We start from the raw sequence: 15,281 nt of genomic DNA on the forward strand, positions 1-15,281 counted from the left end.
ATGACGACATGCCCGAGCACCACCGGCTCGCGCGGACGCTGTCGTGGCCGCATCTCGTCGCGCTCGGCGTCGGCGCGATCGTCGGCACCGGGATCCTGACCCTGATCGGGGTCGGCGCGGGCAAGGCCGGCCCGGCGGTCATCCTGTCCTTCGCCATCGCGGGGGTGATCTGCGCCTGCGCCGCGCTCGCTTATGCCGAAGTGGCGACGATGATTCCGGCCTCGGGCAGCGCCTACACTTATTCCTATGTCGTGTTCGGCGAGCTCATCGCCTGGATGATCGGGGTCGCGCTGATCCTCGAATATAGCCTGGTGGTGAGCGCGGTCGCGGTCGGCTGGTCGGGCTATGCCGCGGGCTTCCTCGAGCGGATCGGCATGGCCTTGCCCGCCGCGCTGGTGAACGGGCCGCACGCCGGCGGACTCGTCAACCTGCCCGCGGTGTTCATCATCTGGGTCGTCGCCGGGCTGCTCATCGCCGGCACCCGCGAAAGTGCGACGCTCAACGCCATCCTGGTCGCGGTGAAGATCGCCGCGCTCGCGCTGTTCGTGGCGGTCGCGCTGCCGGTGTTCGACAGCGCCAATTTTACGCCGTTCATGCCCAACGGCTTCCCGCGCAGCGGCGCGCCCGGCGCCGAGGTCGGCGTGATGGCCGCCGCCGCGATCATCTTCTTCGCCTTCTACGGCTTCGACGCCATCGCCACCGCGGCCGAGGAAGCCAAGAATCCGGGACGCGACCTCGCCATCGGGATCGTCGGATCGATGGCGGTCTGCGTCCTCATCTACATGGTGATCGCGGCCGCCGCGATCGGCGCCGTGCCGGTCGCCTCCTTCGCCAAGAGCGCCGAGCCGCTGGCGCTGGTGCTGAGCGAGATCGGCCAGCCGTGGGCGGCGCGCCTGCTCGGCGCCTCGGCGGTGATCGCGCTGCCGACCGTGATCCTCGCCTTCTTCTACGGGCAGAGCCGGATCTTCTTCACCGTGGCACGCGACGGCCTGCTGCCGCCGAGCCTCGCGCGGGTGTCGAGCCGGGGCACGCCGGTCAGGATCACCATCTTCACCGCGATCGTCGTCTCGGTCGTCGCCGGCATCTTCCCGCTCGACGAGATTGCGGCGCTGGCCAATGCCGGCACGCTGGCGGCCTTCGTCGCGGTCTGCGCGGCGATGCTGGTGCTCCGCCGGCGTGAGCCCGACGCCAGGCGCACCTTCCGCGCCCCGCTGCCTTGGGTGGTCGGGCTCGGCGGGATCCTCGGCTGCCTCTACCTGTTCTACAGCCTGCCGCTGAAGACCCAGGTCTTCTTCCTCGTCGCCCAGGCCATCGGGATTCTGCTCTATTTCCTCTACGGCCAGCGCGCGGGCCGGCGGGCGCGGGCGGCGTGAGCCTGCTGCTGCTCCTCGCCGCGGCCGTGATGCCGTTGTCGTGGCAGGGAAGGGCGGTCGTCCACGATGACCGGCGGAGAATCGCGATCACCGTCCGCAGCCGGGTCGAGGCGAGCGGCCGGGTGATCAGCGAGAGCTGGCCGACCGCGATCGGCGAAGCCAAGGGCCTGCGCCGCTTCATCCTCGAGCCAACCGGCACCGGCACCATCGAGCGCGGCGGCAGGCGCGAGGCGGCACCCGCCGACTTCGTCCGCGAGGAGCAGGGCCAGTTCGGCTTCTACCAGCTGATGCAGCAGGCCGCGCATCAATGCGCGTGGAGCGGGGCAAGGGGGATCGACGACATCGACATGGGCGATCCGCTCGGGACCCACTTCGCCTGCGACAAGGGTTTCCTGACGAGCGCCTGGAACCGGGTCGACCGTTCAGGCACGCCAATCCGCCAGCAATTCCGGATGCGCGGATGGTGGCGCGACGGCGATGCGTTTTTCCCGAAGCGCCTCGAGATCAGGCGCGACGGCAAGCCCTTCTTCGATCTCGACGTGACCCGCTTCCGCGGGCGCTAGCGGCGGCGGATGGCGGCGCGGGTCGCCTCGAGCGAGCGGTGGAGGTCGCCAAGGTCGCTGCGGCCCCACTGGCTCGCCCACGGGCTGTTGGTCGAGCGATCCTCGCGCAGATAGTCGGGCGCGACCCAGCGCGCCGCAGCCATCTTCGGCCGCACCTCGGCCAGCTGATTGAGGTCGTAGGGCGAGTGGAACTTGAGCCCGGCGGTATCGCCGCGCGCCCAGTGGACCGTGCAGAAGATGGTCCCCGCTTCGTTGAGGTCGAGGAGCAGTTCGGCACCTACGGGAAAGCCCGCTTCGCCCTCGATCAGCGCGCCGCCGCTGGAGATGTTGCGCAGGCGCACGGGGGTGCTGTCGTGATTGTAGTGCACCACCCCGCTCCAGATCAGCGGATGGCGAAGCTCGCGCTCGGCAAGGTCGTGGAGCTCCGGCGTCTCTTCGGCACCGGCGGCATCCTCGTCCTCGTCCTCGGCAATTGCCGAAGCCGCGGCGGCGTCGCGCTTGGCGGCGATCGCAATGTCGGGGAAGGAGCGCTCGAGCACGGTCTGGAGCATGTGCGCGAGCTGTGCGGTATCGGTCTCGATGCGGGTTTCGTGGGCGAATTCGAGCCCGACACGGCCGTTCTTGATCCAGCGTACCGCGGCCTCGACCCGGTTCCAGTCGCCGAGCTGGAGTTCGACCCGATCCCACAGGCGCAGGCCTTCGCCGCCCTCGATCATCGCGCCGCCGCCCGACAGGTTGACCAGGGTCACCGACTGGGTGCCGCCGTCGTGAACGACCTGCACGGTTTCGTTCTCGAGGCGGTGGCGGTCACCGTCGCGGTGGTTGGCGACACGCGCGGCCTCGCGCGGGATGGCGAGCTCGGACAGGCTCTCGTCCTCGGCGGTCGCATGGTCGCCGCGCGGCGCCTTGACCTTGAGAAGCGGGGTTTCGACCCGCTTGCCGCCCAGCAGCTTCTCGCGAAATTCGTTCATGCCCTTGAAGGCCCTTCACCCACGGTGTCCGGGGCGAATGTAAGCAGGGAGGGTTACCAAAGGGCTAAATGAAAGGGGCCCCGACCTGGTCGGAGCCCCTTTGCGTTCGATTCCGAAACCGATCAGCTCGAATAATACATGTCGAACTCGACCGGGCTCGGCGTGGTCTCCCAGCGCATCACTTCTTCCCACTTGAGTTCGATGTAGGCGTCGATCTGGTCGGCCGAGAAGACGTCGCCCTTGAGGAGGAAATCCTTGTCGGCCGAGAGGCTGGTGAGCGCCTCGCGCAAGCTGCCGCAGACGGTCGGCACGCTGACCAGCTCGGCCGGCGGCAGGTCGTAGAGGTTCTTGTCCATCGCCTCGCCCGGGTGGATCCGGTTCTGGACGCCGTCGAGGCCGGCCATCAGGATCGCGGCATAAGCGAGATAGGGATTGGCCATGGCGTCGGGGAAGCGGAACTCGACCCGCTTGGACTTCTCACCGGTGCCATAGGGGATGCGGCATGAGGCCGAGCGGTTGCGGCTCGAATAAGCCAGCAGCACCGGCGCCTCGAAGCCCGGGACCAGCCTTTTGTAGCTGTTAGTCGTCGGGTTGGTGAAGGCGTTGAGCGCGCGGGCGTGCTTGATGACGCCGCCGATGAAATAGAGCGCGGTGTCGCTGAGGCCCGCATAGCCATTGCCCGCGAAGAGGGGCTTGCCGCCCGACCACAGCGAGAAGTGGGTGTGCATGCCCGAGCCATTATCCTTGGCGATCGGCTTGGGCATGAAGGTCGCGGTCTTGCCATAGGCATGGGCGACCTGGTGCACGACATATTTGTAGACCTGCATCCGGTCGGCAGTCTGGACGAGTGTGCCGTAGGTCAGGCCGAGCTCGTGCTGCGCGGCGGCGACCTCGTGGTGGTGCTTGTCGCAGGGCAGGCCCATCTCGAGCATGGTCGAAACCATCTCGGCGCGGATGTCGACCGCGCTGTCGACCGGCGCGACCGGGAAATAGCCGCCCTTGGCGCGCGGCCGGTGGGCCTGGTTGCCACCCTCATATTCGCGGCCGGTGTTGGTCGGCAGCTCGATGTCGTCGAGGTGATAATAGCTGCCGTTATAGTCGTCGCCGAAGCGGACGTCGTCGAACATGAAGAACTCGGCCTCGGGACCGACATAGGCGGTGTCGGCGATGCCGCTCGCCTTCAGATAGGCCTCGGCGCGGGTTGCGCAGGAGCGGGGATCGCGGGCGTAGAGTTCGCCGGTCGCCGGCTCGACCACGTTGCAGCAGACGATCATCATCGGGGTCGCCGAGAAGGGATCGACATAGACCGCCTCGAGGTCGGGCATGAGGATCATGTCGCTCTCGTTGATCGCCTTCCAGCCGGCGATCGACGACCCGTCGAACATGAAGCCGTCTTCGAGCATGTCCTCGTCGATGGCGCCCGCCGCCATGGTCAGGTGCTGCCACTTGCCCTTGGGGTCGGTAAATCGAAGATCCACCCACTCGATCTCCTCGTCCTGGATGCGCTTCAGGATGCTGGAGGCGGTCACCTTGTCGGCCATGAGAATCACTTTCACTGCTGGAAATGAGATGCCCGGCAGCGATTCCAGCCGGCCGGCCCGAGGCCAAGGCCGGCGTGAAGATTTCGCGTGGGCGAAATGCGGAACCCGGGCTCGGGTTGCCGCTTGCCAGCCGCCGCCCGCCGCTTAAGGACGCTCCCCATGGCAAGTGACGGAAACGCGCGGCTCGAGGCGCTCGAGACCCAGTTGATGCGGGCATGGGTGAACGAGGAGCGCAAGGCGCTTCGCAACCTCCTTTCGCGGCGGTTCCGGATGGTGGTCGGAGCCAGCGCGCCGGTGCTGCTCGACCGCAAGAGCCTGCTCGAGGCCGCAGGCGACCGGTGGCGGATCGAGCGCTTCCGCTTCGGCCAGTCCATCTATGCCCGCGAGATCGACAAGATCGGCATCTTCGCCGCCGAGATCGAGCTCGAGGGGGTGATCGACGGCCGCGACGCCCGCGGGCGCTGGTGGCAGGCCGACATCTGGAAGCGCGGGGGGCTCGGGCGCGGATGGCGCCTCGTCGACCGCCAGCTCGCCCGGGTCGAGGACGACCGCGCCTTCCCCGAAGCGGTCCGCGCGCTCCAGCTCTGGCGCTAGGTCAGTAGGCCCGGCGCTGGGCCGCGACCAGCATCCTGAGCAGCATGGCGACCGGGCGGGGGACGCCTACCTTCCCTTCGAGCCACAGCGAGACCGCCGAGCGACTGACCCCGATCGCGCTCGCCAGCTCGTTCTGGGTGCGATAGCCCAGTGCCCGCATGTGCGAGCGCAGTTCCTCGGGGCTCATCGAGGCGAGGCGCGGATCGTTGGCGGCCGAGCTCATCAGACGGCGTCCGGGCCCTCGTCGCCGGTGCGGATCCGGATCGCCTGCTCGATCGGCGAGACGAAGATCTTGCCGTCGCCGATCCGCCCGGTGCGCGCGGCGGCGGCGATCGCCTCGACCGTATTGGCGACCAGACTGTCCTCGACCACCACCTCGACCTTCACCTTGGGGATGAAGTCGATCACGTACTCGGCCCCGCGATACAATTCGGTATGGCCCTTCTGCCGCCCGAAGCCCTTCACCTCGGTGACGGTCATCCCCGAAACCCCGACCTCGTGCAGCGCGTCCTTCACATCATCGAGCTTGAACGGCTTGATGATGGCCTCGACCTTCTTCACGCATTCCCTCCTGCCAACCGATGCTACCTTAGGCGCCGTCTTGGCTTTGCCGCAATTGCTAGGCAATCGCGCCGGCCATGCGCCAGGCAATCATTCTTTCCGCCGGCCAGGGTTCGCGCCTCGGCCAGCTCACCAACGACCGGCCCAAGTGCCTGATCGAGTTCGCGGGTCGGACCCTGCTCGACCGCCAGCTCGACACGCTGGCGGCGGTCGGGATCGAGCGCGCGACGGTCGTCACCGGCTTTCGCGACGACCAGATCGAAGCCGCCCTCGAGCGGCGACGGAAGGCGGGGGAAGGGCCGGAGGTCCGGACCATCTTCAACCCCTTCTACAAGGTCGCCGACAACACCGGCTCGCTCTACATGGCGCGCGAGGCGTTCGACGCCGACACGCTCGTCTGGAACGGCGACACGATGGTCAGCCTGGGCCTGATGCAGAAGGTCGTCGGCAACGACCGCCCGGGGATCTGCGTCACCATCGACCGCAAGGCCGAGGGCTATGACGCCGACGACATGAAGGTGGTCGAGGAGGGCGGCCGGCTGCGCGCCATCGGCAAGCGGCTCGAGGACAGCGACGGTGTGAATGCCGAATCGATCGGCCTGCTCGCCTTCCGCGGCGACGGCCCGGCCCGCTTCCGCGCCGCGATCGAGGAGGCGATGCGCAGCCCCGAGGGAACGCAGATCTGGTACCTCCGGGTCATCCACCACCTCGCCCAGTCGAGCGACGTCTGGACGCTCTCGATCGAGGGCGAGCAATGGGGCGAGGTCGATTTCCCCGAGGACGTCGCCGCGGCGGAGAAGCTGGTCGCCGGCTGGTAGGGCCTCAATAAGGCGGGCGGTGCAGCCCCTTGGGGCTGGTCGTGAAGATCTCGCAGCCGTCCTCGGTGATCCCGATCGAATGCTCGAACTGCGCCGACAGCGAGCGGTCGCGGGTGACCGCGGTCCAGCCGTCGTCGAGCATCTTGCAGTCGGCCCGGCCGATGTTGATCATCGGCTCGACCGTGAAGAACATCCCGGGCTTGAGCTCGGGACCGGTGCCTGGGCGGCCGACATGGACCACCTCGGGGCTGTCGTGGAACAGCCGGCCGAGGCCGTGGCCGCAAAAGTCGCGGACGACCGAATAGCGGTTCTTCTCGGCGTGGCGCTGGATCGCCGCGCTGATGTCGCCGAGGCGGTTGCCGGGCTTGGCCTGCTCGAGCCCGAGCATCAGGCATTCGTAGGTGATGTCGACCAGCCGCTTCGCCTTCACGCCCACGTCGCCGACCAGATACATGCGGCTGCTGTCGCCGTGCCACCCGTCGAGGATCGGGGTCACGTCGATGTTGACGATGTCGCCGTCCTTCAGCGGCCGGTCGGCCGGGATGCCGTGGCAGACCACGTGGTTGATCGAGGTGCAGCAGCTGTGCGTGTAGCCGCGATAGCCCAAGGTCGCCGGGACCGCGCCCGCCTCGCGCATCATGCGGAAGACGACATCGTCGATCTCCTGCGTGGTGACGCCGGGCGCGACCACGGGCACCAGGGCGTCGAGGATCTCGGCGGCGAGGCGGCCGGCGGCGCGCATGCCTGCGAAACCATCGGGCCCGTGCAGCTTGATGATGCCGCTCCTGGCTTCGCTGCGGTCCTCGGCGGTGACGGTCACATATTGAGTCATTGCTGCTATGTAAGCGCGGGCACGGCAAATGTCGAAGGAGCGGTGGGGTGCGGCGAAGGACCTTTCTCCAGGGCAGCGGCGCGGCGCTGCTCACCGGCCTGTCGGCGCGAAGCCTCGCGGCCGACCGGCCGGACCCGGCCGACCTCGCCGGCGACGTCGCCATCCTGCGCGAGGCGCTGAAGCTTCATCCGGGTCTCTATCGCTACAACAGCCCCGCGGCGTTCGAGGCGCGGCTTCAGCGTTTTTCGGCGGACTTCACCGCCGCGCCCGACAGCGCGGGCCGCTATCTCGCGCTCGCCCGGCTGACCGCGGCGATCCGCTGCGGACACAGCTACGGCAATTTCTTCAACCAGAAGGACGCGGTCAGGACAGCCCTGTTCGACCGGCCGACGCGGCTTCCCGTCCATTTCGTCTGGCTCGACCGGGATATGGTGGTGACCGGCGATCCCTCGGGGACGCTCGCGCCCGGGACCCGCATCCTCCGGCTGAATGGCGAGGATCCGGCGCGGCTGCGCGATCGTCTGCTGCCGCTGATCCGCGCCGACGGCCACAACGACGCCAAGCGGGTCTCGCTGCTCGAAGTGCGCGGCGACGATTCGATCGAGACCTTCGACGTCTTCCAGGGCCTCGTCGCGCCGCCCGCCGGTGGCGTCCACCGCCTCGAGGTGCAGGAGCCCGGCGGGCGGCGGCGGAGGCTCGACATGCCTGCTATCGGTCTCAAGGCGCGTAAGGCGATGATGACCGCGCCCGAGGTTAGGGAAGCCGACCCGCTCTGGACTTGGGCGATCCGGCCCGATCGGATTGCGGTGCTGACCATGCCCGGCTGGGCGATCTGGAAGAGCAAGTGGGACTGGAAGGGCTGGCTCGACGAACGCCTCGACAGCCTCGCGGGCGCCCGTGGGCTGGTCGTTGACCTGCGCGACAACGAGGGCGGCGAGGATTGCGGCAACCGCATCCTGGCCCGGCTGATCGACCGGCCGTACACGCCCCCGGCAATCGAGCAGCGCATACGGTTCCAGCGCACGCCGGCCTCGATCGACCGCTATCTCGACACCTGGGACGACAGTTTTCGCACCCTCGGGGCTAAGGCCGCGCCGCTGACGAACGGCTTCTTCCTCCGCCCGGCCGGCGAGGATGCGCTGACCGTCGCGTCGGCGGGGAAGCGGCTGCCAGTCCCGGTCGCGGTCCTGACCAGCCCGGTCAACAGCTCGGCCACCTTCCAGTTTGCTTCCAACTTCCGCGCGATTGGCGGCGGCAGACTTTATGGCCGGCCGACCGGCGGCAACCGGCGCGGGATCAACGGCGGCTGCTTCTTCTTCGTGCGCTTGCCGGCGAGCGGGCTCGAGTTCGACCTGCCGCTGGTCGGCTATTTCCCGACCACGCCCCAGCCCGACGCGGGGCTCCTGCCCGACGTACGGGTCGCGCCGACGATCGCCGACATCGCCACTGGGCGCGATCCCGTGCTCGAGCGCGCGGCTGTCGACCTCGCTCGAGGATGAGGTTGCCGAAGCGGCCCGCGCGGCCTAGCGGCGGGGCATGGCTTCGAAGACCTGGACCGCCGCACTCTGCATCATCGGCGACGAGATCCTGTCCGGCCGGACGCAGGACAAGAATGTCGCCCAGATCGCGACCTGGCTCAACGTGCAGGGGATCCGCCTTGCCGAGGTGCGGATCGTACCCGACGTCGAGGAGCGGATCGTCGAGGCGGTGAACGCCCTGCGGGCCCGCAACGACTATCTGTTCACCACCGGGGGCATCGGCCCGACCCACGACGACATCACGGTCGATGCCATTGCCGCGGCGCTCGGCGTCGAGGTTATCGTCCACCCGGACGCGCGCGCGATCCTCGAGCGCTATTACGAAACGCGCGGCGGGCTGACCGAGGCGCGGCTGCGGATGGCGCGGGTTCCAGACGGGGCCGAGCTCATCGTCAACAAGGTGTCGGGGGCGCCCGGCATCCGCCATGGCAACATCTTCATTCTCGCCGGGGTGCCGCACATCACGGCGGGCATGCTCGACGCATTGACTGGCACCCTCGAGGGCGGGCGGCCGCTGGTCAGCGTGACGGTCGGCGGGATGGTCCCCGAAAGCGAGGTCGCCGACCTCCTGCGCGAAACGGAAAAGGCGAACCCGGGGGTGGTGATCGGCTCCTATCCCTTCTTCCGCGAAGGGAAGGTCGGCGCCAATTTCGTCATCCGCTCGGAGGATCTCGACCAGGCGCAGGGCGTCGCCGACCTCCTCCAGGCGAGCCTCGAAAGCGCCGGCTACCTCGTCGTCCCAGGCGGGATCTGAGCCGCCCACCAGTCGGCATAAGGCGTGTTCCTGGCGAGGTGGCGGTCCCAGTCGGGGCTGCCGTCGTCCCACCACACCGGTCCGCGTTCGCCGAGCGCGCGCTTAGCCGCATCGACCCGCGCCCGGTCATGCTTGCGGCGCGCGTCCATCAGTTCGCGGACGAGTTGGTCGCGTCGCTCGGGATCGAGCGCGGGGTTGCTGAGCCGCCAGAGCCGCCCCCGGACGACGAAATAGCGGCCGTCCGGGGTGCGGGGATAGTCCTTGGTCAGGCGTCCACCACCGCGGTCGGGGGCACCAGCTGGCTGTGGCTGACCACCGTCCAGTCCTCATGGCCCCGGCGCATCAGGGTCGAGCTTGCCACGCAGCGATAGGTCTCCTCGCCGCGCTTCGCCTCGACATGATAGCCGATCACGATCAGCCCTTCCTCGGGACGGGTCACCTTCTGCTCGGAAAAATGCACCTCCTCCCAGCGCGGCGTGTCCTTGACCGCCGCCTTGGCCTGGTCCCGCGAGAACAGAAAGGGCTCGGCGGGAAGCGCCATCACCACATTCTCGTCGATCAGCCGGTCATAGACCTCGTCGCCGCCGCGCCAGAGCTTTTCTTCCATCGCCCAGATCCGTTCGTTTTCCATCGCCTGTTCCTTTCCTTCGCTACTGCCACGGCCAACGGACGGGCGGGGCGCGGGTTCAGGCCGATGGCGACGAGCCGACGTGGACCTTCGGGCAGGTCGTTGCGTTAGTAAGCCTGCTTACTATATGGGCCGTCAGATGGAGCAGATTGCCTGGGACATCGGTGAGACCGCGCATGCGCTGCGCCGGGCGTTCGACCGCAGGGCGGCGGCGCTGGGGATCACGCGCGCCCAGTGGCGGGTGCTCGCCCGGCTCGACCATCAGCCCGGACAGCGCCAGGTCGATCTCGCCGACCGGATGGACATCGAGCCGATCACGCTCTGCCGGATCGTCGACAAGCTCGAGGAAGCGGGCTTGGTCGAACGGCGCCGTGACCCTTCGGACCGGCGCGCCTGGCAGTTGTTCCTGTGCGACAAGGCGACGCCTCTCGTGAGCCGGCTTCACACGCTCGCCGACGACTTCTCGGCCGAGGTGTTCGGCAATCTCGATCCCGCCGCGGTCAGTGACGCGCAGCGGCTGCTCGGCGCGATCCGGGCCAATCTTTCGGGGCTCGACCCCCGCAGCAATAATGACAGGGCTTCGGCATGAATCAGGAAACCAGGATCGAGGCGGCCGGCCTCGCCGAGACGCCGGCGAAAGCGCCGAACAAGGCGCGCCGGATTGCGCTGATGCTGGTCGTGCCGCTGCTGCTCGTGCTCGGCGGCGCCTGGATGTGGTGGTCGGGGCAGGGGACGGTCTCGACCGACAATGCCCAGGTCAAGCAGGACATCACCAGCGTCGGGGCGCAGGTCAGCGGTCCGATCGCGCAGGTCTATGTCAAGGAAGGCCAAAGGGTGCAGGCGGGGCAGCTCCTGTTCCGGATCGACCCCGAGCCCTTCCGCGTCGCGCTGCTCCAGGCCGAGGCGCAGCTTGCCCAGGCGCAATTGTCCGAGCGGCAGGTCGTCACCCAGGCCGCCGGCACCTCGGTCGACATCACGGGCGCCGAGGCCCAGCTCGCCATCAACCAGCGCGCGCTCGCCCGCCAGGCCGAGCTGCTCCGCCAAGGCTTCACCACCAAGGTCCGCTATGACGAGGCGCTGTCCGACGTCGAGAAGTCGCGCACCGCGCTCGCCGACGCGCGCGCCCGCGCCGCCAATGCCCGCGCCGCGATCGCGCCGGGCGGCGACCAGCCGAGCGAGGCCGCCGCGCGCGCCGCCATTGCCAGCGCCCGCCTCAACCTCAGCCGGACCGAGGTCCGCGCGCCGGCCGCAGGGATCGTCTCCAACACCGACCGGCTGCTCCCGGGCCAGCAGGCGGTGCCCGGCATCGGCCTCCTCAGCCTGGTCGGCTCGAAGAGCGCCTGGGTCGAGGCCAATTTCAAGGAGAAGGACCTCGCCAAGATGGCTCCCGGCCAGAAGGTCGAGGTGGAGATCGACGCTTATCCGGGCCTCAAGCTCCACGGCCGGGTCGAGAGCATCGGCGCCGGCACCGGCAGCGAATTCGCCATCCTTCCGGCCCAGAATGCCAATGGAAACTGGGTCAAGGTCAGCCAGCGCGTTCCGGTCCGCATCGCCTTCGACGAGAAGCCGTCGCGGCCGATGATCGCGGGCCTCAGCGCCACGGTGACCGTCGATGTGGGCGACTAGGAGCTACGTGCTTCGACGTCGCTCAGCACGAACGAACTTTCGGCTTTCGTTCGTGCTGAGCGAAGCGCGAAGCGCGTAGCCGAAGGACCGATCGCGTGAGCAACACCGCCGCCACCCCGCTCGACCCGATGCGCCACTTCCTCGTCACCGTCGCGGTGATGCTGGCGGTGCTGATGCAGGTGCTCGACACCACCATCGCCAATGTCGCGCTGCCGCACATGCAGGCGAGCCTCAGCGCGACCAGCGAGAGCATCAACTGGGTGCTGACGAGCTATATCGTCGCCAGCGCCATCGCCATTCCCATCGCCGGCTGGCTGGCCGAGCGGATCGGCCGCCGGCGGCTGCTGCTGATGGCGGTCGTCGGCTTCACCGTCGCGAGCATGCTCTGCGCCATCGCCACCTCGCTCCCCGAGATGGTCGCCTTCCGCATCCTCCAGGGGGTGAGCGGCGCCTTCCTCGTGCCCTTGGCGCAGGCGACGATGTTCGACATCAATCCGCCCGCCAAGCACGCCCAGGCCATGGCGCTGTTCGGTGGCGGGATCATGATCGGGCCGATCCTCGGGCCGGTGCTCGGCGGCTGGCTGACCGACAGCTTCGACTGGCGCTGGGTGTTCATCGTCAACCTGCCCGTCGGCGTGCTCGCCACCTTCATGCTGTGGCGGACCATGCCCGAGAGCCCGACCAACCGGCGGCCGTTCGACCTGGTCGGTTTCGCGCTTCTCGCCGTGGCCTTGGGCGCGCTGCAGATGTTCCTCGACCGCGGCGAGAGCCAGGACTGGTTCCAGAGCTGGGAAATCTGGATCGAGATGGGCCTCGCCATCGCCTTCTTCTGGATGTTCGTCATTCACACGCTGACGGCACGCGCGCCGATCTTCGAGAAGGGCATGTTCGCCGACCGCAATTTCGCGACCGGCCTCTTGTTCATGGCGGTGACCGGCGTGCTGCTGCTGGCCGGGCTCGCCTTGCTGCCGCCTTTGCTCCAGCGCCTGTACGGCTATTCGGTGCTCCAGTCGGGCATCCTGACCGCGCCGCGCGGGGTGGGCACGCTCATCTCGATGCTGGTGGCGGGCCGGCTCGTCGGCAAGTTCGACAGCCGCCTGCTGGTGGTCGCCGGGATCAGCTTCATGGCGACCAGCCTGTGGATGATGACCGGCTTCGCGCTCGACCAGCCGGCGGGGCCGGTGATCTGGTCGGGCGTCGTCCAGGGGCTGGGCATCGGTCTCATCTTCGTCGTCATGCAGAGCCTCGCCTTCGCCACGCTCGCCCCGCAGCTGCGCACCGCGGCAGCGTCACTCCTCAACCTGTCGCGCAACATCGGCGGGTCGGTCGGGATCGCGATCGTCGGGTCGCAGCTCGTGCGGATGACGCAGGTCGCCCACGCCGACATCGCCAGCAACGTCACCGCCAGCACCATCCCGACTCTCGACCCCGGCCTGCTCGAACGGATCGGGCAGGAAGGCGACGTCGCGCTCGCGGTGATCAACGCCGAGGTCACGCGGCAGGCTTTGTTCATCGCCTATCTCGACGATTTTTATCTGATGATGTGGGTCACTCTGGCCGCCATTCCGTTGGTGCTGCTGTTGCGCAAGGCCAAGGCCGGCGGCGGTGCGCCCGCCCACGCCATCGCCGACTGAAGACAGGAGAAGACCCATGCAAACCCGCACCCTCGGCCGCGATGGCCCGACTGTTTCCGCCATCGGCCTTGGCTGCATGGGGATGAGCGAATTCTATGGCACCGGCGACGACGCCGAGAGCATCGCCACCATCCACCATGCGCTCGAGCAGGGGGTCAATTTCCTCGATACCGCCGACATGTACGGCCCCTTCAAGAACGAGGAGCTGGTCGGCCGCGCCATCGCCGACCGCCGCGACCAGGTCTTCCTCGCGACCAAGTTCGGAAATGTCCGCGGCGAGAAGGGCGAATTCCTCGGCGTGCGCGGCGATCCCGACTATGTCCGCTCGGCCTGCGAGGCGAGCCTGCGGCGGCTCGGGGTCGAGACGATCGACCTCTATTACCAGCACCGGGTCGATCCCAATGTCGCGATCGAGGAGACGGTCGGCGAAATGGTGCGCCTGAAGGAAGAGGGGAAGATCCGCTTCCTCGGCCTCAGCGAGGCCGCGCCCGCAACCATCCGCCGCGCCCATGCGGTCCACCCGATCACCGCGCTCCAGACCGAATACAGCCTGTGGAGCCGCGACGCCGAGGCCGAGGTGCTCCCGACCGTGCGCGAACTCGGGATCGGCTATGTCGCTTATTCGCCGCTCGGCCGCGGCTTCCTGACCGGCGAGATCACCCGTCCCGAGGACTTTCCCGAGGACGATTACCGCCGCTTCCACCCGCGCTTCACCGGCGAGAATTTCGAGCGCAACATCGCGATGGTCCACGAGCTCGAGAAGCTCGTCGCCGACAAGGGGGTCAGCGCCGCGCAGCTCGCGCTCGCCTGGGTGCTCGCGCAGGGCGAGGACATCGTCCCCATCCCGGGCACCAAGCGCCGCAAGTGGCTCGACCAGAATATCGCGGCGGTGGACCTCGAGCTCAGCGCGGACGAGCTCGCCCGCCTCGACCAGATCCTGCCGCCCGGCGCGGCGGCGGGCGACCGCTATCACGCGCAGGGCATGGCGACGGTCAACCGCTAGACACCCGAACCGTCGTCCCCGGTTTCGCGGGGACGACGATTATGGGTATGGGCCGCGCCATGACCCCGACCATCCACCACTTCACCGCCTCCGACGGCGTCAACCTCGCCTGGCGCGAGACCGGGGAGGGGCGTGCGGTCGTCCTCGTCCATGGCCTCTTCTCGGACGCGCAGCTGAACTGGGTGAAATTCGGCCACGCCCAGCAGCTCGCCGCGGCCGGCTTCCGGGTAATCATGCCCGATCTTCGCGCGCACGGCCTCAGCGACAAGCCGCACGATCCCGCCGCATATCCGCCGAGAATCCTCGGCCGCGATCTTTCCGAACTGGTCGCGCATCTCGGCCTCGCCGACTTCGACCTCGGCGGCTTCTCGCTCGGCTCGCGAACCAGCGTGCTTGCGGTCGCGCAGGGGCTGTCGCCGCGCCGGCTGGTCCTCGCCGGCATGGGGCTCGAAGGCCTGCTCGGCTGGGAGAAGCGCCATGAATTCTTCCTCGAGGCCTTCGACAAGTTCGACAGCGCCAGCCGCGGCGACCGGCATTGGTTCGCGATCCAGTTCATGAAGAGCCAGAAGGTCGACCGGGTTGCGACCCGGCTGCTGCTCGAAAGCAATTCGACGGTGACCGAGGCGATGCTCGCGCGGCTGACGATGCCGACCCTCGTCCTGTGCGGCGACGACGACCGCGACAATGGCTCGGCGCCCGCGCTCGCCGAGGCGCTGCCCAATGCGACCTACGAGGAAGTGCCGGGCACCCACACCACCTCGGTCACGCAGAAGGCGCTCGGCGAGGCGATGGTCCGCTTCTTGACGGCTGGCTGAAGCGGGCGCACTCACGCGCTCATTCGCATC

At 68.4% G+C, this 15,281-nt stretch carries 18 protein-coding genes; 11 read left to right on the top strand and 7 right to left on the bottom strand.

The window, feature by feature from the left end; translation table 11 throughout:
• The first annotated feature begins 8 nt into the window (after positions 1-8).
• Together BS69_RS0103505 and BS69_RS0103510 are read left to right on the top strand one after the other, a co-directional pair.
• Positions 9-1,373, top strand: coding sequence for an amino acid permease (locus tag BS69_RS0103505; RefSeq protein ID WP_156956860.1), 1,365 nt, complete (start codon positions 9-11; stop codon positions 1,371-1,373).
• Positions 1,370-1,936, top strand: a complete 567-nt coding sequence (locus BS69_RS0103510; RefSeq protein WP_029940601.1) for a hypothetical protein — start codon at positions 1,370-1,372, stop codon at positions 1,934-1,936. The genes BS69_RS0103505 and BS69_RS0103510 overlap by 4 nt, the downstream gene beginning before the upstream one ends.
• Here the strand turns inward: BS69_RS0103510 and BS69_RS13515 are convergent.
• Both BS69_RS13515 and glnA read right to left on the bottom strand, forming a co-directional pair.
• Positions 1,933-2,907: a PilZ domain-containing protein gene (locus BS69_RS13515; RefSeq protein ID WP_051676508.1), complete on the bottom strand. Its 975-nt coding sequence runs from the start codon at positions 2,905-2,907 to the stop codon at positions 1,933-1,935. The genes BS69_RS0103510 and BS69_RS13515 overlap by 4 nt on opposite strands.
• A 122-nt stretch (positions 2,908-3,029) precedes the next feature.
• Positions 3,030-4,436 carry a type I glutamate--ammonia ligase gene (gene glnA / locus BS69_RS0103520; RefSeq protein ID WP_425423521.1) on the bottom strand — a complete coding sequence of 469 codons (1,407 nt, stop codon included), beginning with the start codon at positions 4,434-4,436 and terminating at the stop codon, positions 3,030-3,032.
• Between the two features lie 171 nt (positions 4,437-4,607).
• On the opposite strand from glnA, the gene BS69_RS0103525 reads away from it, so the two are divergent.
• Complete coding sequence (locus BS69_RS0103525; RefSeq protein ID WP_029940604.1) at positions 4,608-5,042, top strand: DUF4440 domain-containing protein; 435 nt, start codon at positions 4,608-4,610, stop codon at positions 5,040-5,042.
• Between the two features lies 1 nt (position 5,043).
• Here BS69_RS0103525 and BS69_RS0103530 read toward each other — a convergent pair whose 3' ends face one another.
• The gene (locus tag BS69_RS0103530) at positions 5,044-5,265 is read right to left on the bottom strand and encodes a helix-turn-helix domain-containing protein (protein WP_029940605.1); all 222 of its coding nucleotides are present in this window, start codon (positions 5,263-5,265) and stop codon (positions 5,044-5,046) included.
• Positions 5,265-5,603: a P-II family nitrogen regulator gene (locus BS69_RS0103535; RefSeq protein ID WP_029940606.1), complete on the bottom strand. Its 339-nt coding sequence runs from the start codon at positions 5,601-5,603 to the stop codon at positions 5,265-5,267. Before BS69_RS0103535 ends, BS69_RS0103530 begins: the two co-directional genes overlap by 1 nt.
• Positions 5,604-5,680: 77 nt before the next feature.
• Between BS69_RS0103535 and BS69_RS0103540 the strand changes: the two genes are divergently transcribed.
• Positions 5,681-6,421: a phosphocholine cytidylyltransferase family protein gene (locus BS69_RS0103540; RefSeq protein WP_029940607.1), complete on the top strand. Its 741-nt coding sequence runs from the start codon at positions 5,681-5,683 to the stop codon at positions 6,419-6,421.
• Positions 6,422-6,425: 4 nt separating this feature from the next.
• On the opposite strand, the gene map is transcribed toward BS69_RS0103540, so the two are convergent.
• A complete protein-coding gene (gene map / locus BS69_RS0103545) occupies positions 6,426-7,253 on the bottom strand; it encodes a type I methionyl aminopeptidase (protein WP_029940608.1) in 828 nt (275 codons plus the stop codon).
• Positions 7,254-7,300: 47 nt separating this feature from the next.
• Here map and BS69_RS0103550 point away from each other — a divergent pair, with 47 nt between their 5' ends.
• Positions 7,301-8,752: a S41 family peptidase gene (locus BS69_RS0103550; protein ID WP_051676509.1), complete on the top strand. Its 1,452-nt coding sequence runs from the start codon at positions 7,301-7,303 to the stop codon at positions 8,750-8,752.
• A 37-nt stretch (positions 8,753-8,789) separates the two neighbouring features.
• A complete protein-coding gene (locus BS69_RS0103555; RefSeq protein WP_029940610.1) occupies positions 8,790-9,545 on the top strand; it encodes a competence/damage-inducible protein A in 756 nt (251 codons plus the stop codon).
• Here the strand turns inward: BS69_RS0103555 and BS69_RS14680 are convergent.
• Both BS69_RS14680 and BS69_RS0103560 read right to left on the bottom strand, forming a co-directional pair.
• Positions 9,518-9,694, bottom strand: a complete 177-nt coding sequence (locus BS69_RS14680; RefSeq protein ID WP_342665806.1) for a hypothetical protein — start codon at positions 9,692-9,694, stop codon at positions 9,518-9,520. The genes BS69_RS0103555 and BS69_RS14680 overlap by 28 nt on opposite strands.
• A gap of 116 nt (positions 9,695-9,810) precedes the next feature.
• Positions 9,811-10,176, bottom strand: a complete 366-nt coding sequence (locus BS69_RS0103560) for a DUF4440 domain-containing protein (RefSeq protein WP_029940611.1) — start codon at positions 10,174-10,176, stop codon at positions 9,811-9,813.
• Positions 10,177-10,312: 136 nt separating this feature from the next.
• On the opposite strand from BS69_RS0103560, the gene BS69_RS13080 reads away from it, so the two are divergent.
• The 5 genes from BS69_RS13080 to BS69_RS0103585 all read left to right on the top strand — a co-directional run bounded on the left by BS69_RS13080 (position 10,313) and on the right by BS69_RS0103585 (position 15,251).
• A complete protein-coding gene (locus tag BS69_RS13080) occupies positions 10,313-10,762 on the top strand; it encodes a MarR family winged helix-turn-helix transcriptional regulator (protein ID WP_051676510.1) in 450 nt (149 codons plus the stop codon).
• Positions 10,759-11,799: an HlyD family secretion protein gene (locus tag BS69_RS0103570; RefSeq protein ID WP_029940613.1), complete on the top strand. Its 1,041-nt coding sequence runs from the start codon at positions 10,759-10,761 to the stop codon at positions 11,797-11,799. The genes BS69_RS13080 and BS69_RS0103570 overlap by 4 nt, the downstream gene beginning before the upstream one ends.
• A gap of 95 nt (positions 11,800-11,894) precedes the next feature.
• Positions 11,895-13,433, top strand: coding sequence for a DHA2 family efflux MFS transporter permease subunit (locus tag BS69_RS0103575; RefSeq protein ID WP_245605101.1), 1,539 nt, complete (start codon positions 11,895-11,897; stop codon positions 13,431-13,433).
• A gap of 16 nt (positions 13,434-13,449) precedes the next feature.
• Positions 13,450-14,436 carry an aldo/keto reductase gene (locus tag BS69_RS0103580; protein ID WP_029940615.1) on the top strand — a complete coding sequence of 329 codons (987 nt, stop codon included), beginning with the start codon at positions 13,450-13,452 and terminating at the stop codon, positions 14,434-14,436.
• A 59-nt stretch (positions 14,437-14,495) separates the two neighbouring features.
• A complete protein-coding gene (locus tag BS69_RS0103585) occupies positions 14,496-15,251 on the top strand; it encodes an alpha/beta fold hydrolase (protein ID WP_029940616.1) in 756 nt (251 codons plus the stop codon).
• The last annotated feature ends 30 nt before the right edge of the window (positions 15,252-15,281 follow it).

This window comes from Sphingomonas astaxanthinifaciens DSM 22298, from assembly GCF_000711715.1.
GTDB lineage: Bacteria > Pseudomonadota > Alphaproteobacteria > Sphingomonadales > Sphingomonadaceae > Sphingomicrobium > Sphingomicrobium astaxanthinifaciens_A.